The 26,385-nt window shown below is 74.4% G+C and carries 30 protein-coding genes; 15 read left to right on the top strand and 15 right to left on the bottom strand.

Annotation, left to right across the window (positions count from 1 at the left end):
• Positions 1-6 precede the first annotated feature (6 nt).
• Genes RMN56_RS21965 through RMN56_RS21955 form a run of 3 tightly spaced genes read left to right on the top strand, consistent with a single transcriptional unit; the run spans position 7 to position 3,685 of the window.
• Positions 7-1,143: a glycosyltransferase gene (locus tag RMN56_RS21965; protein ID WP_313719404.1), complete on the top strand. Its 1,137-nt coding sequence runs from the start codon at positions 7-9 to the stop codon at positions 1,141-1,143.
• Positions 1,140-2,204: a glycosyltransferase gene (locus RMN56_RS21960; protein WP_376787219.1), complete on the top strand. Its 1,065-nt coding sequence runs from the start codon at positions 1,140-1,142 to the stop codon at positions 2,202-2,204. The genes RMN56_RS21965 and RMN56_RS21960 overlap by 4 nt, the downstream gene beginning before the upstream one ends.
• Positions 2,195-3,685 carry a glycoside hydrolase family 130 protein gene (locus RMN56_RS21955; RefSeq protein WP_313719402.1) on the top strand — a complete coding sequence of 497 codons (1,491 nt, stop codon included), beginning with the start codon at positions 2,195-2,197 and terminating at the stop codon, positions 3,683-3,685. The genes RMN56_RS21960 and RMN56_RS21955 overlap by 10 nt, the downstream gene beginning before the upstream one ends.
• Before the next feature lie 43 nt (positions 3,686-3,728).
• Here RMN56_RS21955 and RMN56_RS21950 read toward each other — a convergent pair whose 3' ends face one another.
• Positions 3,729-4,031 carry a hypothetical protein gene (locus RMN56_RS21950; protein WP_262286229.1) on the bottom strand — a complete coding sequence of 101 codons (303 nt, stop codon included), beginning with the start codon at positions 4,029-4,031 and terminating at the stop codon, positions 3,729-3,731.
• A 228-nt stretch (positions 4,032-4,259) separates the two neighbouring features.
• On the opposite strand from RMN56_RS21950, the gene RMN56_RS21945 reads away from it, so the two are divergent.
• From RMN56_RS21945 to RMN56_RS21930, 4 genes are all read left to right on the top strand, one after another.
• Complete coding sequence (locus tag RMN56_RS21945; protein ID WP_313719401.1) at positions 4,260-5,027, top strand: DUF5753 domain-containing protein; 768 nt, start codon at positions 4,260-4,262, stop codon at positions 5,025-5,027.
• Positions 5,018-5,206, top strand: coding sequence for a DUF397 domain-containing protein (locus RMN56_RS21940; protein ID WP_262286231.1), 189 nt, complete (start codon positions 5,018-5,020; stop codon positions 5,204-5,206). Before RMN56_RS21945 ends, RMN56_RS21940 begins: the two co-directional genes overlap by 10 nt.
• Positions 5,207-5,349: 143 nt before the next feature.
• Positions 5,350-5,838 (top strand): hypothetical protein, encoded by a 489-nt coding sequence (locus tag RMN56_RS21935; RefSeq protein ID WP_313719400.1) that lies wholly within the window; start codon positions 5,350-5,352, stop codon positions 5,836-5,838.
• 103 nt (positions 5,839-5,941) lie between these two features.
• Positions 5,942-7,033, top strand: a complete 1,092-nt coding sequence (locus RMN56_RS21930) for a winged helix DNA-binding domain-containing protein (RefSeq protein WP_313719399.1) — start codon at positions 5,942-5,944, stop codon at positions 7,031-7,033.
• An 11-nt stretch (positions 7,034-7,044) separates the two neighbouring features.
• Here the strand turns inward: RMN56_RS21930 and RMN56_RS21925 are convergent, their stop codons facing one another.
• Positions 7,045-7,929: a fructosamine kinase family protein gene (locus tag RMN56_RS21925; RefSeq protein ID WP_313719398.1), complete on the bottom strand. Its 885-nt coding sequence runs from the start codon at positions 7,927-7,929 to the stop codon at positions 7,045-7,047.
• 143 nt (positions 7,930-8,072) lie between these two features.
• Here RMN56_RS21925 and RMN56_RS21920 point away from each other — a divergent pair, with 143 nt between their 5' ends.
• Positions 8,073-8,816 carry an SAM-dependent methyltransferase gene (locus tag RMN56_RS21920; RefSeq protein ID WP_313719396.1) on the top strand — a complete coding sequence of 248 codons (744 nt, stop codon included), beginning with the start codon at positions 8,073-8,075 and terminating at the stop codon, positions 8,814-8,816.
• Here RMN56_RS21920 and RMN56_RS21915 read toward each other — a convergent pair.
• From RMN56_RS21915 to RMN56_RS21875, 9 genes are all read right to left on the bottom strand, one after another.
• Entirely contained in the window at positions 8,802-9,206 is a 405-nt protein-coding gene (locus tag RMN56_RS21915; protein WP_313719394.1) for a VOC family protein, read from the bottom strand. The two genes, RMN56_RS21920 and RMN56_RS21915, sit on opposite strands and share 15 nt — an antisense overlap.
• 194 nt (positions 9,207-9,400) lie before the next feature.
• Positions 9,401-9,805, bottom strand: coding sequence for an SRPBCC family protein (locus tag RMN56_RS21910; RefSeq protein ID WP_313719393.1), 405 nt, complete (start codon positions 9,803-9,805; stop codon positions 9,401-9,403).
• Positions 9,806-9,840: 35 nt separating this feature from the next.
• Positions 9,841-10,449, bottom strand: a complete 609-nt coding sequence (locus RMN56_RS21905) for a GTP-binding protein (RefSeq protein ID WP_313719392.1) — start codon at positions 10,447-10,449, stop codon at positions 9,841-9,843.
• On the bottom strand, positions 10,430-10,819 hold the full coding sequence (locus RMN56_RS21900) for a DUF742 domain-containing protein (RefSeq protein ID WP_262286237.1): 390 nt from the start codon (positions 10,817-10,819) through the stop codon (positions 10,430-10,432). Before RMN56_RS21900 ends, RMN56_RS21905 begins: the two co-directional genes overlap by 20 nt.
• Complete coding sequence (locus RMN56_RS21895; protein ID WP_091320827.1) at positions 10,816-11,241, bottom strand: roadblock/LC7 domain-containing protein; 426 nt, start codon at positions 11,239-11,241, stop codon at positions 10,816-10,818. Before RMN56_RS21895 ends, RMN56_RS21900 begins: the two co-directional genes overlap by 4 nt.
• A gap of 64 nt (positions 11,242-11,305) precedes the next feature.
• Positions 11,306-13,753 (bottom strand): sensor histidine kinase, encoded by a 2,448-nt coding sequence (locus RMN56_RS21890; protein WP_313719391.1) that lies wholly within the window; start codon positions 13,751-13,753, stop codon positions 11,306-11,308.
• Between the two features lie 139 nt (positions 13,754-13,892).
• A complete protein-coding gene (locus RMN56_RS21885) occupies positions 13,893-15,446 on the bottom strand; it encodes an NACHT domain-containing protein (protein WP_313719390.1) in 1,554 nt (517 codons plus the stop codon).
• The gene (locus RMN56_RS21880; RefSeq protein WP_313719389.1) at positions 15,443-16,318 is read right to left on the bottom strand and encodes a terpene synthase family protein; all 876 of its coding nucleotides are present in this window, start codon (positions 16,316-16,318) and stop codon (positions 15,443-15,445) included. Before RMN56_RS21880 ends, RMN56_RS21885 begins: the two co-directional genes overlap by 4 nt.
• Positions 16,315-17,628, bottom strand: coding sequence for a cytochrome P450 (locus RMN56_RS21875; RefSeq protein ID WP_313724826.1), 1,314 nt, complete (start codon positions 17,626-17,628; stop codon positions 16,315-16,317). Before RMN56_RS21875 ends, RMN56_RS21880 begins: the two co-directional genes overlap by 4 nt.
• A 446-nt stretch (positions 17,629-18,074) precedes the next feature.
• Between RMN56_RS21875 and RMN56_RS21870 the strand changes: the two genes are divergently transcribed.
• Positions 18,075-18,323: a DUF2630 family protein gene (locus RMN56_RS21870; RefSeq protein WP_313719388.1), complete on the top strand. Its 249-nt coding sequence runs from the start codon at positions 18,075-18,077 to the stop codon at positions 18,321-18,323.
• Between the two features lie 72 nt (positions 18,324-18,395).
• On the opposite strand, the gene RMN56_RS21865 is transcribed toward RMN56_RS21870, so the two are convergent.
• The 3 genes from RMN56_RS21865 to RMN56_RS21855 form a co-directional block, all read right to left on the bottom strand.
• Complete coding sequence (locus RMN56_RS21865; protein ID WP_313719387.1) at positions 18,396-19,325, bottom strand: RIO1 family regulatory kinase/ATPase domain-containing protein; 930 nt, start codon at positions 19,323-19,325, stop codon at positions 18,396-18,398.
• 161 nt (positions 19,326-19,486) lie between these two features.
• Positions 19,487-20,131: an HAD family hydrolase gene (locus RMN56_RS21860; RefSeq protein ID WP_313719386.1), complete on the bottom strand. Its 645-nt coding sequence runs from the start codon at positions 20,129-20,131 to the stop codon at positions 19,487-19,489.
• Between the two features lie 55 nt (positions 20,132-20,186).
• The gene (locus RMN56_RS21855; protein ID WP_313719385.1) at positions 20,187-21,041 is read right to left on the bottom strand and encodes a carbon-nitrogen hydrolase family protein; all 855 of its coding nucleotides are present in this window, start codon (positions 21,039-21,041) and stop codon (positions 20,187-20,189) included.
• Positions 21,042-21,146: 105 nt separating this feature from the next.
• On the opposite strand from RMN56_RS21855, the gene RMN56_RS21850 reads away from it, so the two are divergent.
• From RMN56_RS21850 to mug, 6 genes are all read left to right on the top strand, one after another.
• Positions 21,147-21,719: a TetR/AcrR family transcriptional regulator gene (locus tag RMN56_RS21850; protein WP_313719384.1), complete on the top strand. Its 573-nt coding sequence runs from the start codon at positions 21,147-21,149 to the stop codon at positions 21,717-21,719.
• Between the two features lie 101 nt (positions 21,720-21,820).
• A complete protein-coding gene (locus RMN56_RS21845; RefSeq protein ID WP_313719383.1) occupies positions 21,821-22,741 on the top strand; it encodes a TIGR04222 domain-containing membrane protein in 921 nt (306 codons plus the stop codon).
• Positions 22,738-23,559, top strand: coding sequence for an MbnB/TglH/ChrH family RiPP precursor modification enzyme (locus RMN56_RS21840; RefSeq protein ID WP_313719382.1), 822 nt, complete (start codon positions 22,738-22,740; stop codon positions 23,557-23,559). The genes RMN56_RS21845 and RMN56_RS21840 overlap by 4 nt, the downstream gene beginning before the upstream one ends.
• Positions 23,560-23,570: 11 nt before the next feature.
• Entirely contained in the window at positions 23,571-24,053 is a 483-nt protein-coding gene (locus RMN56_RS21835; protein WP_313724825.1) for an SCO6045 C-terminal-like domain-containing protein, read from the top strand.
• Positions 24,054-24,096: 43 nt separating this feature from the next.
• Positions 24,097-24,858, top strand: a complete 762-nt coding sequence (locus RMN56_RS21830; RefSeq protein WP_313719381.1) for an SDR family oxidoreductase — start codon at positions 24,097-24,099, stop codon at positions 24,856-24,858.
• Between the two features lie 85 nt (positions 24,859-24,943).
• Positions 24,944-25,579, top strand: coding sequence for a G/U mismatch-specific DNA glycosylase (gene mug / locus RMN56_RS21825; RefSeq protein ID WP_376787217.1), 636 nt, complete (start codon positions 24,944-24,946; stop codon positions 25,577-25,579).
• A gap of 6 nt (positions 25,580-25,585) precedes the next feature.
• Here the strand turns inward: mug and RMN56_RS21820 are convergent, their stop codons facing one another.
• Positions 25,586-26,368, bottom strand: coding sequence for a MerR family transcriptional regulator (locus RMN56_RS21820; protein ID WP_313719380.1), 783 nt, complete (start codon positions 26,366-26,368; stop codon positions 25,586-25,588).
• Positions 26,369-26,385: the final 17 nt, after the last annotated feature.

Genomic DNA, 26,385 nt, shown 5'->3' with positions numbered 1-26,385 from the left:
ACACCCATGCCCCACTACGGTTTCCTCAGCACCCACCCACCGACCCGGTGCGGACTGGCCACCTTCAACTCCGCGCTGGCCGCTCACCTGACCGCCGACGGCACCCGGGGTGGCGTCGTGCGGGTCACCGACGGGAGTGACGGCCAGCGCGCCCTGCCCGGGGTCGTGCACACCTGGTCGGCGCGCACGCCGACCGGCTGGCGGGACGCCGCCGCCGCCCTGAACACCTTCGACGTGGCCATCGTCCAGCACGAGTACGGCATCTACCCCGGTAGGGACGGGGAGGACGTGCTGCCGTTGCTGCGCCGGCTGGCCGTGCCGAGCATCGTGGTCCTGCACACCGTGCTCCGTCAGCCCTCCGCCCGGCAGAAGTCGCTGCTGGAGCAGATCGTTGCCGCCGCCGGGGCGGTGGTCACGATGACCGACACGGCCCGCGACCGGCTGCTCGTGGGCTACACCGTGGACCCGGCGAAGGTCACGGTCATCCCGCACGGTGCCGCCGTCCACGCCGGCGGGGCCGTCCCGCGGCGCACCCGCCCCCACCTGCTCACCTGGGGGCTGCTCGGCCCGGGCAAGGGCATCGAGTGGTCGCTGCGGGCGCTGGCCCGGTTGCAGGACCTCGACCCCACACCCACCTACACCGTCGCGGGCCGGACCCATCCGAAGGTGATCGAGCACCAGGGCGAGGCGTACCGGGCGGGTCTGCACCGGCTCGGTGCGCAGCTGGGCGTCGCGCACGCCGTGGACTACCAGGCGGTCTACCACGACCAGTCGGTGCTCAGCGCGCTGATCCGCTCCGCCGACGTGGTCGTGCTGCCGTACGACTCCCGCGAACAGGTCACCTCCGGCGTTCTCATCGAGGCGGTGGCCGCCGGGGTTCCGGTCGTGGCCACGCCGTTCCCGCACGCCGTCGAACTGCTCACCGACGGCCCCGGTCTGGTCGTACCTCATCAGGATCCGGCGGCCCTGGCCGCGGCGATCCGGCGGATCCTGACCGAGCCAGGTCTGGCCGCCCGGTTGGCCGGCCACGTCCGGCCGCTGGCCGCGCAGCTGAACTGGCCGGCGGTGGCGGCCCGCTACGACGCCCTCGCGGGGCGGCTACTCGCCGCCCGCTCGCCCGCGGTCAGCGTGGCCTCGGCGTGACCGCGACCGCCGACGGTTCGACCAGGACGGCCGGCAGCCGGACCAGCGGTCCGCGCCGGAACGCGCCGCTGCCGAGCTTCGCCCACCTGGCCCGGTTGAGCGACGACACGGGCCTGTTCGAGCACGCCCGGCACGCCATCGCCCGCCGGGAACACGGCTACTGCACCGACGACGTCGCTCGTGGCCTGGTCGTCACGAGCCGGGAACCGGAGCCGACCGAGGCGGTGCTCCGGCTCGCGGAGCGCTACCTCGCCTTCCTGACCCACGCGCAGGACGACCGCGGCGCCTTCCACAACAGGCTCGGCCACGACCGGCGCTGGGCCGACCGGCCCGGGCTCGGTGACTGGTGGGGCCGGGCACTGTGGGGCCTGGGCACCGCCGCCGGCCGCAGTCCCGCACCCTGGATCCGGGAGGAGGCGCTGGTCGCCTTCGGCGCGGGTGCCGCGCGGCGCTCCCCGGCGCCGCACGCGATGGCCTTCGCCGGGCTCGGCGCCGCCGAGGTGCTGCGCCGGCACCCGGGGCACGCCGCCGCGGCCGCGCTGCTCGCCGACGCCGCCGAGGCCGTCGGCATCCCCGATCCGAACCCGCGGTGGACCTGGCCGCAACAGCGCCTGACCTACGCGAACGGCGCCCTGGCGGAGGTCGTCATTGCCGCCGGTCAGCTGGGTGACGACGGCCCACTGCTCGGCACCGGTCTGCGGATGCTCGCCTGGCTGCGCCACGTCCAACTCCTCGACGGGCGGCTGTCGGTCGTACCGGCCGGCGGGTGGCGACGTGGCGCGGTGCGGCTGCGCCACGACCAGCAGCCGATCGAGGTCGCCGCCCTCGCCGACGCCTGCGCGACGGCCGCCACGGTGACCGGCGACCCCGTCTGGGACGTCGGGGTGCGTCAGGCGGTCGGGTGGTTCCTCGGCGACAACGACGTGGGTACCCCGATGTGGGATCCGGCGACCGGTGGCGGCTACGACGGCCTGACCCCGCACGGACCCAACCTCAACCAGGGCGCCGAGTCGACCCTCGCGCTCATCTCCACGCTGCAGCATGCCCGGCGGTGGTCGTGAGCCAGGCCCTGGCCGTCCGGCAGGACCTCACCCTCGCCCCGGATCCACGCCGGGTCATCGTCAAGCTCTTCGTCCCCGGAGAGGACGCCGCCCTGGTGCGCACTCGCGCGCACGCGCTCATCGACCGCGTGGCGCACCTCGACGACGAGGAGACCGGCCGGCTGCTGCGGGACACCTTCGACCGCTTCGGTGGCCGGCACCGGGACCTGGACAGCACCTTCCAGCACCACTACGACCTCGTGCGGCACCGGGCGGACCCCGCCCGGGACCTGTCCCCCACCACCCGTCTCCTGGTCGGCGCCTACTTCAGCCACGAGTACGCGGTCGAGGCCGCCGCGCTGTGCAATCCGTCGATGGTGGCCCATCCCGACCAGACCGGTCTGGAACCCGGACAGCTGCGCGTCGCGGTGAGCCTGCGTCAGATCGGCGAGGGGCACCTGTCCTCCATCGGCTTCGCCACCGCGGTCCTCGGCCCCGGGCGCCGGCTCGCCGTCGCCGACCGCTCCGGCCCCCCGGTGGTCGGTCGTCGGGTCGGCGTCCGGCACCGCCGGGACCTGCTCGCCGCCGGCCTGGCCGAGATCGACTGCGACAACGAGGTCGCCGCCACCGTGCTGGACGTCCTGCCCGAACGGTACGACGAGGCCACCTTCGAGCGGGTGCTCGGCAGCCTGCCACCGGACCTGCTCTCCCGCAGCACCGGGTTGAGCACCCTCGAACACCTGCGCCGCACCAACGCCGCCAGCTACGCCACCGCCTTCCCCGCCGACAGCGACCTGCATCAACGGGTGCTCTGGCCGGCCATCCCGGCCGAGAGGAACGGCATGGAGGACGCCCGGTTCGTCCGGTTCGTCGACGAGTCCGGCCCGGTGTACCGGGCCACCTACACCGCCTACGACGGACGGCACATCGCCTCCCGCGCGCTGGCCAGCCGCGACCTGCGCCGCTTCCAGATCACGCCGATGCGGGGACCGGGCGCCCGCAACAAGGGCGTCGCGCTGTTCCCCCGTACCGTCGGCGGGCACCACCTCGCCCTCTGCCGCTCCGACGGCGAGACCATCGGCCTGACCCGCCTGGACAGCGCGAACCGGTGGCAGGTCCCGGTGCCCCTGCGCACCCCGAGACACAGCTGGGAACTGGTCCAGGTCGGCAACTGCGGCTCTCCCATCGAGACCGACGCCGGGTGGCTGGTGCTCACCCACGGCGTCGGCCCGATGCGCCGGTACGCCATCGGCGCGCTCCTGCTCGACCTGCACCGACCGGAACGGGTGATCGCCGAGCTTCCCGGCGCGCTCCTGGCACCCGACGAGGCCGAACGCGACGGGTACGTGCCGAACGTCGTCTACTCCTGCGGCGGGCTCGTGCACGCCGGCGAGCTGTGGTTGCCGTACGGGGCGAGCGACGCCCGGGTCGGCTTCGCCACCGCACCGGTGAGCGCGCTCATCGCGGCGATGGTCGAACCCGCACCGCCGATGGGTGGCTAGGAGGCGCACACCTCGTCACCGGGCCACGGCCCCGTCCCGCCGCTCATCGCAGCCTCAGCGCGACCGCGCGCGCCTCCTCGTCGGTGAGGGGCAGGAACCAGAGGAAGCGGCGGACGATGGCGACCGGGTCCGGCCCGCCGGGCCGGCCGCGAAGGTCCCGGATCGCGCGGCGGGTGATCCGGGAGAACTCCGGGATCAGGGTCGCGCGCCGGGCGGCGTCCGTCGGGATCGCGCGCAGCGCCGGGCAGGGCCAGTCCCGACCGCAGGCGTCGCACCGCCAGGACGGGCCGGTGGCGGTGTGCGCGACGGGCGGGCCCCCGCGGGTCCGCCAGCGCGTTTCGGGCACGCCGTTGGTCACCCTGCCGGGGCCACGGTACGGAGGAACGAGCGGCCCGATCGGGCCGGGCACGATCGGGCGGGCCGGCGACGGATCGCTTGTCGGTTCGGCTTGTTCTCGGGCATCGGCGTCCCTCCTCGGCGTCGTCTGCACAGCAGCCTTCCGAGGGTTGCCGGACAATCACACAGCGTTATGTAATCTCCTTCGGACGGTTGTTTTGTTCCTGAGGGGACGGGCATGAACCACGCGTTTGTCGCGGCACTGGCCGAGGCGGGCCACACGGCCGAGAGCCTGGCTGGTCAGCTCGGTGTGCATCCGAAGACCGTCGCACGGTGGGCAAACCCCGGCCACATTCCTCAGGGGCGGCACCGCGCCACCGTCGCAAACCTCCTCGGCCGGCCTGTCGACGCACTCTGGCCGGACGTGGTCAAGCGCCGCGAGCCCGTGTGGTTCCGGCCCTGGGTCGACATCGAGCGCGAGGCGGTCGCACTGCGCGCGTTCCAACTCTCCTGGGTGCCGGGGCTGCTCCAGACCGAGGCGTATGCCCGCGCCACGTTCCTCGGTCAGCCGCTCACGCCGGCCGAGGTGGCGGATCTGGTCGCGGCGCGGCTGGACCGGCAGGCGATCCTGACCCGGGAGCGCGGACCGCTCTTCGTCGCGGTGGTCGACGAGCAGGTCCTGCGCCGCCCCGCGGCCGGCGACCGCCGGCTGATGGCCGCGCAACTGGCCCATCTCATCGCCTGCGCCGAGTTGCCCAGCGTCCAACTCCATATCGTGCCGCGGGACACGCCGACGTACCCCGGGCTCGACGAGCCGTTCACCCTCGCGGAGTTGCGGGACGGCACGCGGGTGGCGCACGTCGACAGCCAGGCCCGTGCGCAGATCATCGACCAGGCAACCGAGATTGCTACGCTGGAGCGCCGGTGGGAACGCATCCGGGGCGAGGCTCTTCCCCGCGGGCGGTCCCTGGACCTCCTGAAAGAAGCGGCTACAGCATGGACCTGATCGGTGCCCGGTGGCGCAAGAGCACCAAGAGCGGCGGCAACGGCGGTGACTGTGTCGAGGTCGCGGACAATCTCGCGGGCGTCGTCGGCGTCCGGGACTCCAAGGACCCGACCGGGCCGGTGCTCACCTTCGACCCGGCCGCCTGGACGCGCTTCGTGGAGATGACCAGGCGCGGCTGACCCCGTACACCTTCGAAGGCCCTCGGCGATCCGCCGGGGGCCTTCGGTTTGTCTCCACCGTTTCTGCCGCCCCACGAGGACCAGACGCCATCATGGCCGGTCCGTGCCTTGCTCGCCGAACAAGGACAGGGCAGAGTTTGAACGTGTTCAAGAATGCCTGGGCCGGCACCTGGTTGCTGATCGGACTGGTCGGATCGGTGCTGCTTCGTGGCATCCTGTGGCTGCTCACCCTCTTCAGCCTCGGTCCGCTCCTCGGGCCCGTCGACCTGCTGCTCTTTGACGCGGCCGGACACACCGTCGCCACGGCGATCAGCGTCGGCGACGCCGTCGCCTCGTTTCTGTGCGCCATCGCGACGGGCGTCGCCTGCGTGGGACTGCGCGGCGACCGCGCCTGGGCGTACCGGCTGGGGCGGTGGCTGGCCCGGTTCTACGTCGCGGTGAACACGGCGACCGCGACCGCATGTGGCGTGCTGGTGGCGATGTGGGGCCGGTCAGCCGGGGGCCTCGTGACCTTCCTGTTCGTGCTGTACGTCGTCTCGCTCGGCGTCGCAGTCATGGCCGTCCGCCAACTGGCGGCGCCTCGCTCGACGCCGGATGAGGCCGGAACGCCCGAGTCTTCTGATCCGGTGTGACCCGGCGCCGGCGGACTCCCCGGGTGACCGCGTGAGGCGGGAACCGAGCGCCACGCGCTGCCGCCGCGGCGCGTCTGGAGAGATCGCTGGGTAGCGTAGAGGGGTGGTTGATCAGCGCCAGGTGATGAACTTCCGCGTGCGGGCCCAGCAGCTCGACCGGGCCGAGGGCACGCTCGCAGACACCGCCGTGCTCGACATCGGGGTGCAGGACACCGGCACGGACGGCGGCCGGTGGGCGCTGGCCATCCGCGGGGTCGATGTGACGGCGCTGTCCACGGAGGAGCTGATCCTGCTGTGGACCGTGCGCGGCGCTCCCCACCTCTACCGCCGTGCGGACGTGGGGAAGGTGGCGGCCGCGGTCGAGCCGTTCTCCGACGCCGACGCGGGCAAGCGCATCTACGACGCCGCCAGGCCGTTGAAGGCCGCCGGCATCGGCAACCTGGCCGCCCTGGACGAGGTGGCCGCTCAGATGCGGGCCGTCGTCACCGCGCCGACGGTCAAGGGAGATGTCTCCGGGCGCCTGGCCGAGGTGATGCCCGAGCCGTATCTGCGGTTCTGCCGACCGTGCGACGCCACCCACCTCTACGAGATGCCGTTCCGGCTGGCCGCCGTACGGGCCGGGCTGGAGCTGGAACTCGACACCTCGCCGCCGGTCCTGCACCGCATCCGGGGGTTCAAGAAGGCCGTCGCCCCGGGCGACAGGTTCGACCTCGTCCGCGCGTACCTCCGTCTGCTCGGCCCGGCCACCCCCAAGCACGTGGCGGACTACCTCGACGCCCCGGTCAAGGAAGTGAAGGCACGCTGGCCCGAAGATGTGGTCGAGGTGCCGGTCGACGGCGAGGCCCGGTCGCTCCTGGCCGCCGACGAACAGGCCCTGGAATCGGCCGACGCCACGGCGACCCGCCTGCTCGGCCCGTTCGACCTCTTCCTCCAGGCCAAGGACCGGACGACCCTGGTGCCGGACACGGCCCGCGCCAAGGAGTTGTGGCCGGTGCTGGGCCGACCCGGCGCAGTCCTGGTCGACGGTCAACTGGTCGGCACCTGGCGTCCCCGCAAGTCCGGCAGGACGGTGAAGCTCACCGTCCAGCCCTGGCAGAAACTGCCCGCCACCACCCGCGACACCATCGTCGAAGAGGCTGAACGCCTCGCCGCCCACCGCACCGTCTCCCTGGCCGGCGTCGAATTCGCCGACTGACGGACGACCGGTCAGGTTCGCGTCCGGAACGGGGCGAGGGTGGCGCGGACCTGGTCGCCCGCGCCCCAGTCGTCGTCGAACTGGGCCAGCACGGCGAGATGTTGCCGCAGCTGGATGATCGGCATGCGGGCCCGCCAGTCCCTGTCGAGGCAGGTCAGCTCCGCATAGACCTCGAAGAACCGTTGCGCCTCGGACGGTGGCGAGGTGGACCAGACGTGGGCGAGGTCGACCTCGGCCCACGTGTAGGACACGGCCGGGTCGATCAGCGCGGGCTGCCCGTCCGGGGTGGCCAGGACGTTCTGTGCCCACAGGTCGCCGTGCGTCAGGCATGCCGGCCGGTCGGGCAGCAGGTCGGGCAACCGGTCACACAGCCGCTCGAGGGCCGCCCGGTCGCCGGCGTCGAGTGCCGCCTCGACACGGGGCTCCCCGAGCCACCGGAGCAGCCGGTGCCGGGCGAAGAAGGCGAACCCGTCGTCGTCCCAGGTGTTGACCTGCCGGCGACGGCCCAGCCAGTTGTCACGGTGCCACCCGAAACGAGGATGGGTCGTGCTCGTGTGCAGGCGGGCGAGCGCGTGCGCGAACCGCTCCCAGAAGGCCTCGCTGCGCGGGCGGGGTCGCAGCACCGACAACACGATCAGTTCCCGGTCCGCCAGGATCACCTCGGGGGTCGCCACACCGCCGAGCTTCCGCAGCGCAGCCAGCCCCTCGGCCTCCGCGAGGAAGACGTCGTCGGCCGGCGCATCCGCGAAGGCCTTGACGAACACCGGCGGCGCGTCGTGGCGGGTGGCGATGCCCGCGAGCGACGCCAGCCCACCCGTCGCCGGCTCCACCGTGACGACATCGCGCATCCCGGCCCGGAGCAGACACTCCTGCAGAAACGTCGTCGGCCCTGTCACTGCGGCTCCTCGTGTCCGGGCTGCCTGTTCGCAAGATCCTAGATGAACGGTCGGCCACCTCCCGAGGACCGATCCCCGGGGCCGGGGTCGCGTGGCATGACAACCCGGGTGCGGGCGCCGGCGGACTCGTGTTGACTCTGGCGGTGGATCGTCAACGGCTCAGCAGCATCGCGCACTCGCACCACCCGATCGCGGCACCGATCTCCGGTGTCAACGTCAACCGGCTCCTGCGCCGGGCGGGCCGCCAGCCGGCGGCCCGCGTCCTCGACCTCGGCTGCGGAGAGGGATCCTGGGCGCTACAGGCCCTCGCGCACTACCCCGACGGGCACGCGGACGGCGTGGACGTCAGCCCGTACGCGCTTGAGCGCGCCGCCGGCGCCGCCGCCGAACGCGGCCTCGCCGACCGGCTGACGCTGCACGAGCGCGACGCCCGGACGTACGTGCCGGACGGCGACTACGACCTGGTGCTGTGCGTCGGGTCGACAAACGCGTTCGGCGGGTTCGGCGAGACGCTGGAGCTGGCCGGCCGGCATGTGAACGCCGACGGCGTGCTGATGGTCGGTGAGGGGTTCTGGCAGGTCCCGCCGACACCGGAGGCCCTCGCGGCGCTCGACGCGAAGCCGGAGGAGTTCACCGACCTCGCCGGCCTGGTCGACGCCGCCGAGCAGGCCGGCTGGACGCCGGTGTACGCCCATGTCAGCGACGCCGCCGAGTGGGACGACTACGAATGGTCGTGGATCGGCTCGCTCACCGAGTGGGCGCTGGACAATCCCGGCCACCCGGACGCCGCCGAAGCGCTCACCGCCGCCCGGGAGCACCGCGACCAGTGGCTGCGCGGGTACCGCGCGGTTCTGGGCTTCGTGACGCTGGTGCTACGCCGTATCTGATCGTGGCGGTCGGTGGGCGGGTTGGAACAGTTCGATCAGGTTGTCGGCGGGGTCGGTCAGCAGGATCTGGCGTCCGCCCGGGCCGGCAACCACGTCGCTGCGGAAGGACGATCCGGAGCTGCGCAGTCGGTCGATCGCGGCGTCCAGGTCATCGACGACCAGGTGGATCCGGTTGCGCCCGGCGGTGGCGGCGTCGGCGGGGGTGGCGCGGGCGCCCGAGCTGGTCGGTCCGGACAGCAGCAACCGCAGCGGGCCGCGAACCACGTCCGCGAACGCAGGAGCGGCATTGGTGTGGACGGTGAACCCGAGATGGGTGGTGTAGAAGTCGACGGCGGCCTGGACGTCGTCGACCAGGTAGCGAACGCTGGCGTACTGGCTGGGTGCTGTCATGGCCGGATCTCCTTAATCCCCTCGGCAATGCTCCGGGGGCCTTCGGCCCATCTACGGTAAGGCCGACGCGCACTTCTGGCGCCCCACGCGGCAGGCGGTGTCGGCGGCACCGGGGAAAGGGTGTGCGGCCGCGGCGTCGGTGGTCACCGGCAACCCGGTGATGTGGCGCTGACCCGTCAGAAGCGACACGCGCCTCACGTCGTCCCGACTTCCAGCACCGTCCTGAGCCGGGCCAGGTCCCCGGTGACGAGCCCGGCGTCCCGGGCGAACTCGGCGTCGGTCATGCCGGGCGAGCGGCGCAGCGTGAAGACCACCTCACAGCCGTCGGCGTCCGCGATGGCCCGCAGCGGCACGTACACCGTCTCCCCGGCGGGCGTCACGACCTCGTGGTCGAGCACGCCGTACTCGTTGCGCGGGGCGAAGGTGACCTGGGCGCGGCCCTCCGGCGTCTCGACGAACCAGGCGCCGTCCTCGCGCACGATCGAGTTGCCCAGGCCGGGTGCCCAGCGGGGCAGGTTGCGGGGGTCGGAGGCGAACGCGTAGACCTCGGCGACCGGCCGGTCGATGTGCACGCTCAGGTGCCGGGATTCCGTGGACATCGCCCCATCATGGCAGCGCGCGCCGCCGGAGTCAGTCACTCCCCGGCGGCGCGCCGACGCTCCTCGCGCAGCTTCATGGCGTACTCCAGCAGCGTGATCAGCACCTCCTTGACCGACTCCCGGTCCCGCGCGTCACAGAGCACCACGGGCACGTCCGGGTCCAGGTCGAGCGCGCCCTGCACCTCGTCCAGCCGGAACTGCTTGGCACCCTCGAAGCAGTTCACCGCCACCACGAACGGCGTGCCGCGCCCCTCGAAGTAGTCGATCGACGGGAAGCAGTCGGCCAGCCGGCGGGTGTCGGCGAGCACCACCGCGCCGATGGCGCCCAGCGCCAACTCGTCCCAGACGAACCAGAACCGGTCCTGCCCGGGGGTGCCGAACAGGTAGAGCACCAGGTCGTCGCTGAGGGTGATGCGGCCGAAGTCCATCGCCACGGTGGTGGTGGTCTTCTCCTCCACACCGGACAGGTCGTCGATGCCGATCCCGGTCTCGGTCAGCACCTCTTCCGTCCGCAGCGGCCGGGTCTCGCTGACCGCGCCGACCAGGGTGGTCTTGCCCACGCCGAAACCACCGGCGATCAGGATCTTGATCGCGGTGGGCAGCGGCGCCGCTCCCGCCGGCCGCTCAGAGCGCCCGTAGTCCATTGATTACCGCCTCGAAAACACTGTCGTCGGGAAGGCCGGCGGGGGTCGCCCGCGGCTCACGGACCTGCACCAGGCTGCGGGCCGCCAGGTCACCCAGGAGGACCCGGACGGTGCCCACCGGCAGGTCGAGGTGGGCGGCGATCTCGGCAACGGACTGGATCCGCTGGCAGAGACCGACGATCGCCACGTGTTCCGGGCCGAGCCCGGACTCCGACGCCACCTCCGCCCGGGTCGCCGTGACCAGGGAGATCAGATCGAACGTGCCGGTCACCGGGCGGGCCCGGCCACCGGTCACCGCGTACGGGCGCACCACCGGACCCGCGTGGTCGTCCACCCACTCGTGCTCCGCGGGGTCCCCCTGGCCGGTCATCGCGCCGGGTTCTCGCCGAGGGGCTGTTCCCGTGTCGGTGAGGCGACGAACCGGCCGACCCGGGTGACCAGCATGGCCATCTCGTACGCGATCAGGCCGACGTCGGCGTCCTCGGACGCCAGCACGGCCAGGCAGGCGTTGCGGCCGGCCGCGGTGACGAACAGGAACGACGACTGCATCTCGATGATGGTCTGCTGCACCTGACCACCCCCGAACCGCTTCCCCGCGCCCCGGGCCAGGCTCTGGATGCCCGCCGCCATCGCCGCGAGGTGCTCGCCGTCGTCCCGGCTCAACCCGCGGGACGAGGCCATCAGCAGTCCGTCGGTGGAGAGCGCCACGGCGTGTTCCGCCTGCTTGACCCGGCCGACCAGGTCATCCAGCAACCACGTCAGGTCCGCGCTCGAAGCCGTCTTCTGCGCCACTCGTCGTCCTCTTCTCCCCCGGCTGGTGTGCCGTGCTCGTCCGGGATCGCCGGATCGGCGGTCCCTAGGTCGCCTGACCGTCGCCGGTGTCCGGCGCGCCGGCTTCGTGCGCCCCGCCGAGCAGCCGGGCCGCGTCGGTCCGGCCGCGTCGGGTGCCGCTCTGGTAGGAGCTCATCATCCGGCGCACCTGCTCCGGCGGGCGCACCGTGTCGTCGTCCTCGCTGCCGCCGTCGTCGACGGCGGACTGGTCGTGCCGCAGTTCCGGCGCCAGGTTGGCCTGCCGGACCCGGACGGGAAGCCCGCCGTCGGTGCGGGCCGCCGGCGCGCCGGCCGCCTCCGCCGCGCCGGCCGGTGCCGCGTCGGCGGGCCGGGCGTCCACCGGGGACAGCGCCGCGGTGGGCTCGGCGAGCGAGGGCTGCCGTTTGCGGGTACGCGCCGGCAGCCCGGACGGGGTGAGCCGAGGCTCGTCCGCGTCGGCCTCCGGCGCCGGGGCGGGCGCTTCCGTGCCGTCCGCGACCGGCTCCGCGGGACCGGCGCTCTCGGCCAGCGCCACCGTGGCGGCCGGCCGGTCGCCGGCGGGCTCGGCCGCCGCGCTCTCCACGGCCGGGGAGGCGGGCGCCGCCGGGGCGGGCTGCCCGGCGCCGACCGGGAAGCCGCCGGAGGTGCTCGGGTCCGGCCCGTCGTTCGTGACCAGTTCGAGCGGGATCAGCACCACGGCGGTCGTCCCGCCGTACGCCGATTCCTTGAGCTGCACCTTCACCCCGTGCCGCTCGGTGAGCCGGCTGACCACGAAGAGGCCGAGCCGGGCGGCGTTGGCCAGGTTCAGCTCGGAGCGGTCCACGATGCGCCGGTTCGCGGCGGCCAACTCCTCCGCGCCCATGCCGAGGCCGCGGTCCTCGATCTCGATGGCGAAGCCGTTGGACACCATCATGCCGCGCACCTCGACGGTGGTGTGCGGCGGCGAGAAGGAGAGGCCGTTCTCGATCAGCTCGGCCAGCAGGTGGATGACGTCGCCGACGGCCCGGCCGGTCAGGGACACGGGACCCAGCGGCCGCACGGTGACCCGGGTGTAGTCCTCGACCTCGGCGACCGCGCCGCGCACCACGTCCACCATCGGCACGTTGCGCCGCCACGCCCGGCCCGGCGTGGAGCCGGACAGGACGATCAGGTTCTCCGCGTTGCGCCGCATCCGGGTGGCCAGGTGGTCGACGCGGAACAGGTCCTCCAGTTCCTCGGCGTCGTGCTCCCGGCGTTCCATGGCGTCGAGCAGGGTGAGCTGGCGGTGCACCAGCGCCTGGGTGCGCCGGGCCAGGCTGAGGAAGACCTCGCGGACGTTGCGGCGCAGCTCGGCCTGCTCGACGGCGGTGCGGATGGCGGTCTCCTGCACGGCGTTGAACGCCTTGCCGACCTGCCCGATCTCGTCGTCACCGGTCTCCAGCGGTGGCGCCTCGCGGGCGACGTCGACCTCCTCGCCGTGGCCCAGCCGCTCGACCACGCTGGGCAGCCGCTCGTTGGCCAGCCGGAACGCCGCCTCGCGCAGCCGTTCGAGCTGCCGGACCAGCGCCCGGGCGGTCGTGATGGAGACGACGATGGACGCCACGACCGCGATGAGGCCGAGGCCGGCGGCGAGCACCAGCCGGACGATGACGCCGACGGCGACCGGGGTGGCCCGGGCCACGATGTCGTCGCCGCCGGCGAGGATCACGCCACGCAGGTCCTCCATCGACCGGCTCACGGCGGTCTGCCACGCCGTGGCGGTGACCGGCGGGCGCACGTCGCTGCCCTTGGCGGCGAGCACCCGGTCCTGGAGGGCGCGGAGCTGCCGGAACGCCTCCCCCTCGGTCATCTGCTGGTAGCGGGCCCGGTCGGTGGGGGCGAGGTCGCGGGCGGTGCGGTCGGAGAGGAACCACTGGGCGCCGACCAGCCGGGCGAAGGCGCTCTGTTCCGCCACGGTCATCCGGTTGGCCGCCACCGCGCCGGTGAGCAGGGCGTCCTGCTGGGACAGCAGCTCCCGGGCCCGGTTCAGGTCGATGAGCGCCGCGGTGTCCCGGGCGATCTCGTCGTCGTCCAGGCCGCCGAGCGCGTCGAAGACACCGAAGATGGAGTCGACCGCCTCGTTGTACGCGGCCAGCGTCGCGGTGCGGTCGATGGTCTTGCGGCCCACCTCGGCGCGGACCGCACCGAGCTGCTCGACCTGGGTCTTCAGGTCGGTGATCCGCTGCTCCAGCTCGTCGCTGGCCGGGATCTCGGTGCGCCAGTCCTGCGCGGACCGCCACAGCGCGGAGGCGCTGTCGTCGGTGCGCTGCCGCTGCGCGACGAGTTCCTGGAGCTGGTCCGGGTCGGACTGTCCGAGGTACAACAGCGACAGCCGCCGCTCGTTCTGGAGCTGGAGCAGCAGCGGGTCGGCCGGCTCGAAGACCCGCGCGTTGAGCGCCTGCACGCCGAGCAGGTTGAACCCGTCCCGGACCGTCACCCAAGCCGCGAAGGCCCAGAGCGCGATCAGGGACGCCAAGAGGGCGATGATCTTCGTACGGAGATTCGTACTGCGGGAACGCATCACACCGTCCTGGCCCGGTATCCGATCAGTCGGAAATCCGATCGACTCCGGCGCACGCTAGCAGTCGTCGTGAACTCCATTCAAGCGATCCTGATCATGGTGTTGCCGGCCCGGTGGGAGTTGGGTCGGCCGACCACGACGCGGCCAGCACCGCCGCGCGCACGATCAGGGTCGGACGGTAGAGATCCTTGTCGTGCCACAGGGCCGGCCCATCAGCGCGTCCGTCCCACTCGGACAGTCGCCGCCGCCCCCGCACGAGCGCCGCGTCGACCCGGGTGTCTCCCGGCCGCCCGGCGCCGGACAGCGCGAGGACCGCGTACGCGGTCTCCTCGGCGGTGCCGCCCCAGCGCCCCCACGAGCCGTCCGACCGCTGGGTGTCCAGCAGCCAGCCGACGCCCCGCTCGACGGCGGCCAGCGCCGCGGCGCCGGCGGCGTGGTCGGCGAGCGCGAGCAGCACGCAGTACGTCGCGTAGTACGCCGACGCGTGCCACCGGTCGTCCCACGAGCCGTCCGGCTCCTGCCGCTCGACCAGCCAGCCGGCGACCCGGTCCACGGTGGCCGCCACGCCCGGGTGGCCGGGGTGCTGCCCGAGGGCGTCGAGCACGTGGGCGTTGGTGGTCACCGACGCCCCGTCCTCCCCCGGCCAGGTGCAGAAGTGCCCTCCGGTGTCGTACGCGTCGAGCCGGGACACGTCGAGCGGCCGGCCCAGCCGGGCGAGCGCGTACAGGGTCACCGAGGTGGTGTCGGCGTCGGCGGGCAGCCCCGGTCCGGTGGCCGCACCGGACACCCCGACGGCCGCCCGCAGCTCCGCCAGGAGCGACCCGGGGACGGCCAGCGGCACGCCGGCCCGGGCCAGGATGCCGAGCACCCAGGCGCGCTCGAAGACGGTGATCGGGCTGGCGCAGGGCACCGGACCGCGCGAGCCGACCGCCCGGAGGTAGTCCAGGGCGGAGCCGGGCTCGGGGCGGCCGAGCCAGGCGGCCGTCGCGGCGGGCGAGGCACCGACCGCGCCGACCCCGGCGGGTCGCACCCCGGCCGCCCGGCGGGCGCCCTCGCCGGCCACCTCCAGCGCGTGCGCCAACTTCTCGGGCACGGGCCGCCCGGTGGCCAGCAGGCCGCGTACCCGGGTCAGCCGGTCCGGGTCGATGCCGGCCGGCAGCGGCAGGCGGACCCCGGCCCAGTCGGCCAGCCCGGCCGGGGGTTGCGCGAGGTGCCGTTCGACGGCCTCGCGCAGCGCCGGCACGATCAGGTCGGTGGCCGGCAGGTCGGGCGGGGCGGCGGCGTCGAGGGCGCCGGCCAGGAAGGCCAGGCCCCGGTGCGCGGCGTCGGCCAGCGGCGCGGCCGGACCGTGCTCGCCCCGCCGCAGCACGGTCAGCAGCGCCTCGGTGGCGCTCAGGGTCGGCACCAGGGCGTACCCGCCGGGGCCGCCCCACCCGCCGTCGGCGCGCTGCCGGTCGAGCAGCCAGGAGACGCGGAGGTCGTGGCCGGGCAGCCAGGGCGCCAGGCCCACCAGCCGGCCGGTCTCGTAGACCGACGCGGAGGTCTCCCCGGCCGGGTTGTCCACCATGGCCTCGACGAGTTCCCGGGCCTGCCCGGCGCGGGCGTCGCCGGCACGGGTGACCCGCGCGGGTCCCGCGGTGAGGCTCACTGGGCGCCCCAGAAGTCGGTGAGCCGGTAGAACCCGCTGGTGAAGCCCAGCTGCCGGGCCAGGAAGTCGGCCTGCCGGGGGCAGGCCGGCGTCAGGTCGGCCAGCAGCCGCCGGCAGTGGTCGACCTGCTCCGCCAGGCACCGCTCGATCTCCGCCGGGTCGTCCACCAGCAGGAGCGCGTTGAGGTCGCCCCACTCCCGGTCACGCCGGTGCGTCCCGAGATCGTTGACCAGCCGCAGGGCCCGCTGGACCTCGTCGCTCACCGCGATCAGCCGGGGCAGCTCGCGGTGGGTGGCGGCGTCCCCGGTGTGGATCCAGTGGGCCACGTTGACCACCGTGGCGGCGAGGTTGTCGGCGTTCGCCAGGTATGCGGCGAGGGTGGGGTGGTCGGCCTGCTTCCAGTCCCACTCGCGGGCCATCGCGTCGAGGGTGCGGGCCATCGCGTCCCGCCACGGCTCGCGCAGCTCGGCGTACGCCGGGGTGGCGGCCAGGTCGTCGCGCAGCTCGGCGAGGAACCGGCCCAGCGGGTCGTCGGGCGCGGCGCCGTCGACCACGGCGAGGCAGGACTTCACGATCCGGTCGACCTCCGACCGGGAGGCCGCCAGGTGGTCGACCTGCCAGTCGACCGCGAAGCCCCAGAGCACGGCGCGGTTGGTGAGCGCCAGCTCCTCGGCGGTACACCAGGGCGCGCTGAACGACATCGCGAGGGCGATGCTGCTGAACAGCGCCGCGTCGAACGGCCGGCCGGGAAACAGCTCGGCGTGCCGGGCCGCGCACCGCTGCAGGTCGCGCTGGCCCTTGGCGGCGAGCGCGCAGACCCGCCCCTGCTCCGCCGCGGCGGCGACCGGATCCGGCACCTTCCCGCCGGTCACGCCGGCTCCGCCCGCCGCTCGGCGGCCAGCAGGGTCAGCTCGACCCGCTCGCGCGGCCGCAACGCCGCGGCCAGCCGCAAGCCGGGTACGCCGGGACGGCGCAGCCGGAACCGGTAGCGGCTCAGCATCGTGGCGAGGATGAGCTGGGCCTCCAGGTAGAACAGGTACATACCGAGGCACTGGTGCGGGCCGCCGCCGAACGGGAAGTGGGCGTACCGGTGCCGGGCGCGGACCCGCTCGGGCCGGAACCGTTCCGGGTCGAACTCGTCCGGCCGGTCCCAGAACTGCCGCATGCGCTGGGTGATCAGCGGGCTGGCCACCATGGTGGCCCCGGCCTCGATAGGCACGCCGTCGATGACGTCGTCGGCCACCGCGCGGCGCGGGATGATCCAGCCGATCGGGTAGAGCCGGAGCAGCTCGTCCAGGACCATCCGGGTGTAGGTGAGGTCGGCGAGGTGCTCGCGGCGCACCGGTTCGTCGCCCACCACCCGGTCGATCTCGGCGTAGAGCCGCTCGGCCACGTCGGGCTGCTGCTCCAGGTGGGGCCAGGCCCAGGTGAGCACGTTGATGGTGGTCTCGGTGGTGGCCGCGAACATGGCCACGGTGTCGTTGCGGACCTGCCGCTCGTCGAGCTGCCGCCCGTCGTCGGTGCGGGCCTTCCAGAGCGTGGAGATGATGTCGTCGCCCTGGTCGGCCACGGCCCGGGTCTCCCGGACGATCGGCACGAGCACCTCGTCGACGATGCGGACCGCGCGGCGGAACGGACGGTCCCCCGGCATGGGCAGGGAGAGCGGGGCGAACGGCACCACGATCCGGGGAATCACCGCGCTGGCGATGACGTCCTGCGCGTCGATCACCCGCAGCGCGTCCGGCACGGAGATCTTGTCGGCGAAGAGCACCCGCATGATCGCCTGGCTGACGATCCGGGCCTGCTCGGTGCCGATGTCGACGGGGCGGCCGGCCCGGAACGGCTCGTCCAGCTCGTCGACGGCGTCCCGGATGGCGTCGGCCATGCCGTCGATCAGCGCCTCCACCCGCTTCGCGGTGAACATCGGCTGGAGCATCCGGCGGCTGGCCGACCAGATCTGGCCCTCGCCGAGGATGCCCTCGCCGAACAGCCGCTTGACCGGGCGCCAGAACAGCCCGTCGCCGGCCCGTTCGTAGTTGTCCGCCCGGTCCCGCAGCACGTGCTGGACGTGCCGGGGGTGGGTGGCCAGGTAGGGGCGGAAGGACCCCAGGTTGAGCCGGACGAGCGCGCCGCCGGTCCGGTTGCCGACGTCGATCAGCGCGCGGGCCGGGTCCCGGAGCATGCCGGGCAGGATCTGCCGCAGCGGAACGGGGTGGGGCCGCCCGGTGGGCCGGGGCGCGGTCTGCGACTCGTCCACGTGAATGGCTCCCCCAGTCCTACTCAGGGTCGCGACACCGTCATGACCCGTGACGTTGCCCGCGAGCATGCCATCCTGAACGGCGGATAAAAAGGCGGACAGGAAAATATCTCACTCCACAACAATCCCGCTGTCGACAATGGAGCGGGTGGGATTTGCGTCACGCCGTAGGCCTTCCGGCGCGCCCGGACATCCACAGTGGAGTTTCCTGCCGGCTTCCGGCGCAGGTCCGCCGGCCCTCGCCGGCCACCCGCCGGCCGCGACCGGCCCGAACCGTCCGCCGCCCAGCCGGTGGGCCGGAGCGGTCAACTCCTCCCGGCCGGCTGGGGAGAACGCGGGCGCGTGCTCGCCCCCTGTGCCAAGCTTCGGGCATGGACGACAAGACCATCCTGAGCCGGATCTCCGAACTCGTCGACGAGGAGCACCGGCTGCGCGCGGCCGCACAGGAGCACGAGACCGGCACCGACGACGAGGCCCGGGAGCGGCTGCGGGCCCTGGAGGAGCACCTCGACCAGTGCTGGGACCTGCTCCGTCGCCGCCGGGCGGCGCGCCGGACGCACGGTGACCCCGACGCCCAGGGCGAGCGTCCGGTGACCGAGGTCGAGCGCTACCTCCAGTGACGCCGGGCCGGCGGTGGACCGCCGCGCCGCGTCCCGGGCGGGCCGCCACCCGCCCGGGACCCGGCGGCGCGCTCAGCGGAGGCCCGCCTCCCGCAACAGCACCTCGGTCAGCGCCTCCGGATCGGTCTCCGAGGCGGGCAGGCCGCGGGCGGTGAACCAGGTGCCCACCACCCGGACGTCCCGGCCCAGGAACTCGGCCCCCTGCGGGTTGGCCACCACGTCGACCACCTGCGGCAGGTCGATCATGACCAGCCGCCCGGCGTGCACCAGCAGGTTGTACGGGGACAGGTCGCCGTGGGCGTATCCGGCGCGGGCCAGCACCACCAGGGCGTCGACCAGTTGCTCCCACAGGTCGCGCAGCTCGGCGCCCTCGGGTCGGAGCTGGGCCAGCCGGGGCGCGGCCTGGCCCGCCTCGGCGTCACCGACGAACTCCAGCATCAGCTCGGTGCCGAGCAGCTGCACCGGGTAGGGCACGGCGATCCGCCCGGAGGCGGCGCCGATCTCCCAGAGCCGGGCGAGCGCGGCGAACTCGGCGGCCGCCCACTGCCCGGCGATCATCTGCCGGCCGAACGAGGTCCGGCCGGCCATGGCCCGCATCTCCCGTGAGCGGCGGACCCGGCGCCCCTCCAGGTAGCCGGCGTCGCGGTGGAAGAGGCGGTGCTGGGGATCCCGGTACCGCTTGGCCGCCAGCAGGCAGCCCCGGCCGGTGTCCGGCACGGCACGGCGGACCAGGTGGACGTCCGCCTCCTTGCCGGTCTTCAGCACCCCCAGCTCGGTGTCCTTCGCGGCCAGCTCGGTGACCAGCCACTGCGGGTGGGGCTCGGGCCCGTGCACGGCCTGGTCCCAGGAGGACCAGCTGTCCTCCGCGTCCGGCTCGGCGTCGGGGTCGGTGAGGACCGGCTCGGTGTGCCGGCCGCGCTTCAGGAAGGTGGATTCGTCGTCGTCGAAGCGGCTCTTGCCGCGGCCACGGCGCTGCGGCGCCGGGAAGTCGTGATCGCGCACGGGTGGATCGGTCCTTCGATCGAGGCTGGTGGAGGCAGGTGGTTCGACCCTGCAAAGACGGCCATGACCGACCTCCTCTCCTCGACCGGGCACCGCCCGGCTGCGCCCTCGCGCCGCACCATGGTCACGGGCGGCCGCGGACGGGTCAACCGAATTTCCGCTCAGCCGGCCAGGACGGCGGCCACCGCGGCGATCAGCCCGTCCACCGTGCGGGTGGGCGCGAACCGGGTGTCCGACCAGCGGCGCCCCCGGTGCAGCCAGACGCTGGGCAGCCCGACCGCGGTCGCGCCGCCGATGTCCGCCTCCGGGCTGTCACCGATCACCCAGGCCCCGCGCAGCGGCATCCGGGCCCGCTGGGCGGCCAGCGCGAAGATACGCGGGTTGGGCTTGCTGACCCCGGCCTCCTCGGAGATCACCCAGTCGGCGATGTAGCGGTCCAGCCCGGTCCGGCGGATCTTCGCCTCTTCCTGCCGGGACGTGCCGTTGGTGACCACCACGGGCACCCAGCCGGCGTCGTCGGCGATCCGCAGCGCGCAGGCCACCAGCGGGTCCAGGCGGGTGAACGCCACCACGCCGTCGTGCAGCTCCTCGACCAGGTCGATCGAGGGGATGCGCACCTCGTAGCGGTCGCGGATCGCGTCGGCGACGTCCCAGCGGTCGGTCAGGCCGTCGGCGTCGACGGAGAGCAACCACTCGATGTCGCTGGGCGGCGCGCCGATGCTGTCCAGGAACCGCTCACCCCAGGCGCGGAACGGCCCCTCGCGGTCGAGCAGGGTGTTGTCCAGATCGAGCAGGAGCAACGGCACTCGGGCACCCTACGGGACGGGGTGCGCCACCGACAGGGCCGAGGGCACCAGGCCGTCAGCCGACGAGCGTCGTTCGGGCGAGCCCCTGGTCGGGCAGCCGGTCGGTGAGCATCGTGTGTGCGGTGCGGGTGGCGTCGAGGGCGGCCGGGTCGAGGGTCGCCACCAGCACCTCCTCGCCGGTGTCCGCGCCCCGGGCCAGCGGCCGGCCCTCCGGCTCGTAGACGGCGGCGCCGCCGTTGAACCGCCACGGGTCCGCGCCGCCCACGGCGTTGGCGAAGACCACGAACATGGTGTTGTCCAGGGCGCGCGCCGCGTAGTAGAGGTCGCGGCGGTGCTCGGAGCCGGCCAGGTAGCCGCTCGGGCAGAGGTAGCCGTGCGCGCCGGCGAGGGCGGCGGCCCGGCCGTGCTCCGGGAAGCAGCCGTCGTAGCAGATGCCGAGGCCGAGCAGCCAGCCGTCGACCAGCAGCGAGGCGCCCCGCCGGCCGGCGTCGAACAGCTCGCGCTCGCCGCTCCAGAGCTGCTGCTTGTCGTACGCGGCGGTGACCGCGCCGGTCGGGTCGACCAGCAGGGAGGAGATCGTGCGCCGCCGGTCGGGATGGCGGACCGCCGCGCCGATCACCACGCTCGCCCCGCCGTCGCGAGCGGCCGCGCGCAGCGGGTCCAGCCGCGCGTCGTCGACCCGCCCCTCGGGGTCGGCGGCCACGTCGGTGCCGGTCGGGTCGGCGCCCAGGGTCGGCGGGTGGTACGCCGGCAGGAACAGCTCGGGCAGCACCACGACCCGGGCGCCGGCGGCCCGGCCGACGAGGCGGGCGGCCAGGGCGGCGTTGCCGGCGACGTCACCCGGGACGGGCTCGGCCTGCACGGTGGCCACGGTCAGCGGACGGGTGGGCAGGGGCACGGCCTCGGTCACCGGAGGATCGTAACCGGCGCGACCGGCCGGGTCGATCATGCGAAACCGCATCTCAAGCCGTACGTACGGTTTGCATCGACCGGGTCCACCTGCAACGATCGTGACGTGCCCAGAGTAAGCCAGGACCAGCTCGACGCGCGCCGGCAGGAGATCCTCGGCGCCGCACGAGCGTGTTTCGCCCGGCACGGCTACGAGGGTGCCACGGTCCGTCGGCTGGAGGAGGCCACCGGGCTCTCCCGGGGCGCGATCTTCCACCACTTCCGGGACAAGGACTCGCTCTTCCTCGCCGTGGCCGAGGACGACGCCGCGATCATGGTGGAGACCGTGGCCCGCAACGGCCTGGTCCAGGTGATGCGGGACCTGCTGGCCCGGGCGGTCTCCCCGGACACCACCGGCTGGCTCGGCAGCCAGCTCGAGGTCTCCCGGCGCCTGCGCACCGACCCCGCGTTCGCCCGGCGCTGGGCGGAACGCTCGGCCGCGATCGCCGAGGCCACCCGGGAGCGCCTGCTGCGGCAGCGCGAGGCCGGGGTGCTCCGCGACGACGTGCCGATCGACGTGCTGGCCCAGTTCCTGGAGCTGGCGTACGACGGGCTGGTGCTGCACCTGGCGATGGGCCGTCCCGCCGGTGACCTGGGCCGGGTGCTCGACCTGGTCGAGGAGGCCGTCCGCCGGCACTGACCCGCCGCGGATATCGGTCCGGTAACTCGGCCGCTCGGGGAGATCACCCCTGGCGGACCTGCTCCACAATGAGCCGCGACCCCTCGCGACAGGAGCAGAGCATGACCGTCCTCGCGGGCGACACCTGGGGCATCCCCGGCCCCGTCTTCCTCCGTTGGTACCTCGTGGCGGCCGTCGTGCTGGTCGCCGGCACCCTCGTGTACCGCTGGCGCGCGCTGGCTGGCACCCCGGTGCAGGGCGGTGGGCCGCTCGGGCCGCAGCAGGTCGCGTACCTCAACGGGGGCGACCAGCTCGCCGTCTGGACCGCGCTCGGCGGCCTGCGCCGTGCCGGCGCGGTCGGCGTACGCCCGGACCGGCGGCTCACCACCGGCGGCCCGCTGCCGGCCGGGCTCACCCCGCTGGACCAGGCAATCCACCACGCGGCCGGCCGCGGGCTGCGCTCCCGGGAGCTGGCGCAGGACGAGTGGGTCCGGCGCGCCCTCGACGAGCTGGGCGACGGGCTCGTGCGCCGTGGCCTGGCACTGGACAAGGAACGGCGGGCGACGCTGCGCCGCGGCTCGCTGCTCCTCGGGGCCCTGGTGGCGGTCGGCTTCGTCCGGGCCTTCGTCGGCATCTCCAACGGCCGGCCCGCCGGCTGGCTGCTGCTCACCCTCGTGCCGCTCTTCATCGCGTTCCCGCTGCTCCAGCGGGTGCCGTGGCGCACCCGGGCGGCCGACCGGGAGCTGCGCGAGCTGCGCCGCCAGCACACCTGGCTGCGCCCCGCCGCCGCACCGGCGTACGCCACCTACGGCCCGTCCGACGCGGCCATGGGCGTCGCGCTGTTCGGCACGGCCACCCTCTGGAGCATGGACCCGGGCTTCTCGGAGCAGGCCGAGATCCAGCGCCAGGCCATGGGGTCGGGCGGCAGCTCGGGCAGTTCCTGCGGCGGCGGCAGCTCCGACGCGGGCGGGAGCTCCTGCGGCGGGGGCAGCTCCTGCGGCGGCGGTGGCGGCTGCGGCGGCGGTGGCGGGTGCGGCGGATGACGGCCGGACCGTCCGGTGTGGGCATCGGCTGGCGGCCGGAGATCGCCGGCTTCGTGGCCGGCCTGCCCGGGCTGCGCTTCGTCGAGGTGGTCGCCGAGACGGTCGCTCCCGCCGGGCCGCTCCCCGACGGCCTCGCCGAGCTGCGCGCGCGGGGCGTCACGGTCGTACCTCACGGGGTGAAGCTCTCCCTCGGCGGCGCCGAGCCGGTCGACCCGGCCCGGGTGGCGCACCTGGCCGGCGTGGCCGCGGCGCTGGACGCGCCGCTGGTCAGCGAGCACATCGCGTTCGTCCGGGCCGGCGGTCTGGAGGCCGGTCACCTGCTGCCGCTGCCGCGCAGCCGGGAGGCGGTGGCCGCGGTGGTGGCCAACGTGCGCCGGGCGCAGGCGGAGCTGCCGGTGCCGCTGGCCCTGGAGCCGATCGCCGCCCTCTTCGACTGGCCCGACGACGAGCTGAACGAGGGGGACTTCCTCACCGAAATCCTCGACGCCACCGGGGCGCTGCTGCTGCTCGACGTCGCCAACGTGCACGCCAACGCCCGCAACCGGGGCGGCGACCCGGGCGCCCTGCTGGAACGGCTGCCACTGGACCGGATCGCCTACGTGCACGTGGCCGGCGGCACCGAGCAGGGCGGCTTCTACCACGACACGCACACCGACCCGGTCCCCGCCGAGGTGCTCGACCTGGTCCGGGAGCTGTGCGACCGCCGCCGGCCCCCGGCGCTGCTGCTCGAACGCGACGGCCACTACCCGCCCGCCGCCGAGCTGCGCGGCGAGCTGGACGCCTTGGCCGCCGCCTCCTCGTACCCGGTGATCACGTGACCGGCGGGGACCTGGCCGGGCCAGGCGGCCGCCACGCCCAGGCGCCCGGCGGCGGGGATCTGGCCGGGCGGCAGGCGGAGCTGGTCGCGGCGCTGGTGGCCGGCGGGCCGCTGCCACCCGGGTTCGCCACCGCGCCGGTGGAGGCGGCCCGGCGGGCGCTGCTGCGCAAGCGGGCCGGCGACGTGGCCCGGCACTGGCCGCTGCTCGCCGCCGGCCTCGGCGACGCGTGGCCGGCCACCTTCGCCGGCTGGGCGGCCGGCCGCCCCACCAACGGCTCACTCCGGGACGGCTGGGACCTGGCCCGGGAGCTGCGCGACCGGGACACGCTGCCGCCGCTGGGCGCGGAGGAACTGGCCGTCCGCGAGGCGGCGATCCGCTACGACGGCCGCACCGCCCCCCGGCCCCGCCGGCTGCCGGCCGTCGCCCGGGCCGGCGGCGCCGTCGCGGCCCAGCTCGCCGGCCGGGTACGCCTGCTCCGGCCCGCGCCGCGCTGAGAGCGGGTGGCAGGCGCTCCCGGGGTACGGCAGGATCGGCGGTATGGATCTCGGACTCGTCGACCGGGTGTACGTGCTGACCGGCGCCTCGGGCGGCCTCGGCTTCGCCACCGCCGAGCAGCTCGTCGGCGACGGCGCCCGCGTGGTGATCTCGTCCCGCGCCCCGGAGCGGGTCGCCGCCGCCGTCGAGGCGCTCGGCGGGCCGGAGCGGGCGATCGGGCTGACCGCCGACCTCACCGACCCGGGCACCCCGGAACGGCTCGTCGCGGTGGCACGCGAGCAGTTCGGCCGGCTCGACGGGGCGCTGATCTCGGTCGGCGGCCCGCCCCGGGGCACCGCCGCCCAGATCACCGACGAGCAGTGGCGGGAGTCCTTCGAGACGGTCTTCCTGGGCACGGTCCGCACCGCGCGCACGGTGGCCGCCGCGCTCACCGACGGCGGCGCCATCGGGCTGGTGCTGTCCACCTCGGTCCGCGCCCCGCTGCCCGGCCTCGGCATCTCCAACGGCCTGCGCCCCGGCCTGGCCGGGGTCGCCAAGGACCTCGCCGACGAGCACGGCCCCCGCGGCGTACGCGTGGTCAGCCTGCTGCCGGGGCGGATCATGACCGACCGCAACCGGGAGCTCCTGGCCGCCGGCGGCGACGCGGAGCGGGCCCGCACCGAGGCCGAGGCGTCGATCCCGCTGCGCCGGATCGGCGACCCCGCCGAGTTCGGCCGGGTGGCCGCCTTCCTGCTCTCCCCCGCCGCCGGCTACGTCACCGGGGTGACCGTGCCGGTCGACGGCGGCGCGCTGCGCGGCCTGTGACGGTGAGCCGGTGAAGGGGCGACAACGGCCCGGGGACGCCCGACCCGAGGCAGCCGTGCCGGACCCCACGCCGCCCGAAGCGGCCGTGCCGGACCCCACGCGGCCCGAGACGGCCGTGCCGGACCCGACGCTGCGCGGAGCGGCCGGGCCGGGCTCGGCGGCGGCCGGGCGGCGGTATCCCCGGCCGACGAAGGAGCAGCTCGCGGCGGCGGCCGACAAGCTGCTCCCGGACCTGATCGCCCCCGGGCTGGACGTGCTGTTCGTGGGGATCAACCCGGGCCTGTGGTCGGCGGCCACGGGCTGGCACTTCGCCCGCCCGGGCAACCGGTTCTGGCCGGCGCTGCACCGGGGCGGCTTCACCCCACGGCAGTTGCACCCCAGCGAGCAGGACGAGCTGCCCGGCCTCGGGCTCGGCATCACCAACATGGTGGCCCGGGCCAGCGCCCGCGCCGACGAGCTGACCGCCGAGGAGCTGGTCGCGGGCGCACGGGAGCTGACCGCCAAGGTGGCGCGCTACCGGCCGCGCTGGGTCGCGGTGGTCGGCGTGACCGCGTACCGGATCGGGTTCGCCCGGCCGAAGGCGGGCTTCGGGCCGCAGCCGGAACCGCTCGCCGCGGCCCGCCTGTGGGTGCTGCCCAACCCGAGCGGCTTGAACGCGCACTTCACCCCGGAGACGCTCGGTGCCGCGTTCGGTGAGCTGCGTGCCGCGGTCGCCGGCTAGCCGAGGTCAGTCGGGCCGGTCCGCCAGCCGCTCCATGCGGTTCCAACCGTCCCACCCACGCTCGCGCAACAGCTTCACGAGCCGCTCCACCCGCGGATCGGATTCGACGGCGAGCGCGTCCAGGAGGTCGTGCGGCATGTCGTCGTACGCCTCCCTGCCGTGGTTGATCTCGCTCGCGGCGTATGCCTCCTCGGCCAAGACGGCCATCAGGTCGGCGGCTTCCTCCAGACGCGGGTCGTCGCCGACGTCGCTGTCGTCGAAGATCTCCGACAGGACCCGGTAGAGCCGAACGACTCGCGGGTCGTCCAGCTGCGCGAGTTTCCCCGGCATGAACTCGCGGACGCGATCGGGCCAGCGGGCCGCCAACAGGATCCACCCGTCCCGCTCGCCCTCCACCATCCGCTCCGACGCCCCGACCTCCCGAAGCCGATCGAGGTAGGCGATCACCTCCGGTGGGAGTGCCAGGGCGTCCCCGGCGGCGAGCTGTGCGATCTGCTTGCGGCTGGCCTCCAGCCGTTCGATCTCGTCACGCAGGTGGCTGTCGATCCGCCGGACAGCCTCGGCGAAGGCCGGCGCGTCGGCTTCGAGCATCTGACCGATCCGGGACAGCGGCACGCCGGCGTCGGCGAGGGTGCGGATCTTGATGAGGGACACGACCGCCGCCGCGCGGTACCGCCGGTAACCCGAGGCGTCCCGCTCCGGCTCGGGCAGCAGCCCGATCTGGTGGTAGTGCCGCACCGCCCGCACCGTGACGCCGGCGTACGCCGCCAGTTGACCGATCGTCAGCATGCCCTGATCCTGCCCTC

Origin of the sequence: Micromonospora halotolerans (genome assembly GCF_032108445.1) — a bacterium.
Classification (GTDB): Bacteria; Actinomycetota; Actinomycetes; order Mycobacteriales; family Micromonosporaceae; genus Micromonospora; species Micromonospora halotolerans.
This window is presented reverse-complemented; position numbering and strand designations above follow the sequence as displayed.

Bases quoted from the DNA above. Each gene is read 5' to 3' on its own strand.
- RMN56_RS21900 (WP_262286237.1), bottom strand. From the start codon at position 10,819: ATGACCGGCCAGGGGGACCCCGCGGAGCACGAGTGGGTGGACGACCAC.
- RMN56_RS21845 (WP_313719383.1), top strand. From the start codon at position 21,821: ATGACCGTCCTCGCGGGCGACACCTGGGGCATCCCCGGCCCCGTCTTC.
- RMN56_RS21875 (WP_313724826.1), bottom strand. From the start codon at position 17,628: ATGCTCCGGGACCCGGCCCGCGCGCTGATCGACGTCGGCAACCGGACC.
- RMN56_RS21915 (WP_313719394.1), bottom strand. From the start codon at position 9,206: ATGACAGCACCCAGCCAGTACGCCAGCGTTCGCTACCTGGTCGACGAC.
- RMN56_RS21945 (WP_313719401.1), top strand. From the start codon at position 4,260: ATGAACCACGCGTTTGTCGCGGCACTGGCCGAGGCGGGCCACACGGCC.
- RMN56_RS21820 (WP_313719380.1), bottom strand. From the start codon at position 26,368: ATGCTGACGATCGGTCAACTGGCGGCGTACGCCGGCGTCACGGTGCGG.
- RMN56_RS21905 (WP_313719392.1), bottom strand. From the start codon at position 10,449: ATGGACTACGGGCGCTCTGAGCGGCCGGCGGGAGCGGCGCCGCTGCCC.
- RMN56_RS21910 (WP_313719393.1), bottom strand. From the start codon at position 9,805: ATGTCCACGGAATCCCGGCACCTGAGCGTGCACATCGACCGGCCGGTC.
- RMN56_RS21965 (WP_313719404.1), top strand. From the start codon at position 7: ATGCCCCACTACGGTTTCCTCAGCACCCACCCACCGACCCGGTGCGGA.
- RMN56_RS21840 (WP_313719382.1), top strand. From the start codon at position 22,738: ATGACGGCCGGACCGTCCGGTGTGGGCATCGGCTGGCGGCCGGAGATC.
- RMN56_RS21830 (WP_313719381.1), top strand. From the start codon at position 24,097: ATGGATCTCGGACTCGTCGACCGGGTGTACGTGCTGACCGGCGCCTCG.
- RMN56_RS21870 (WP_313719388.1), top strand. From the start codon at position 18,075: ATGGACGACAAGACCATCCTGAGCCGGATCTCCGAACTCGTCGACGAG.
- RMN56_RS21940 (WP_262286231.1), top strand. From the start codon at position 5,018: ATGGACCTGATCGGTGCCCGGTGGCGCAAGAGCACCAAGAGCGGCGGC.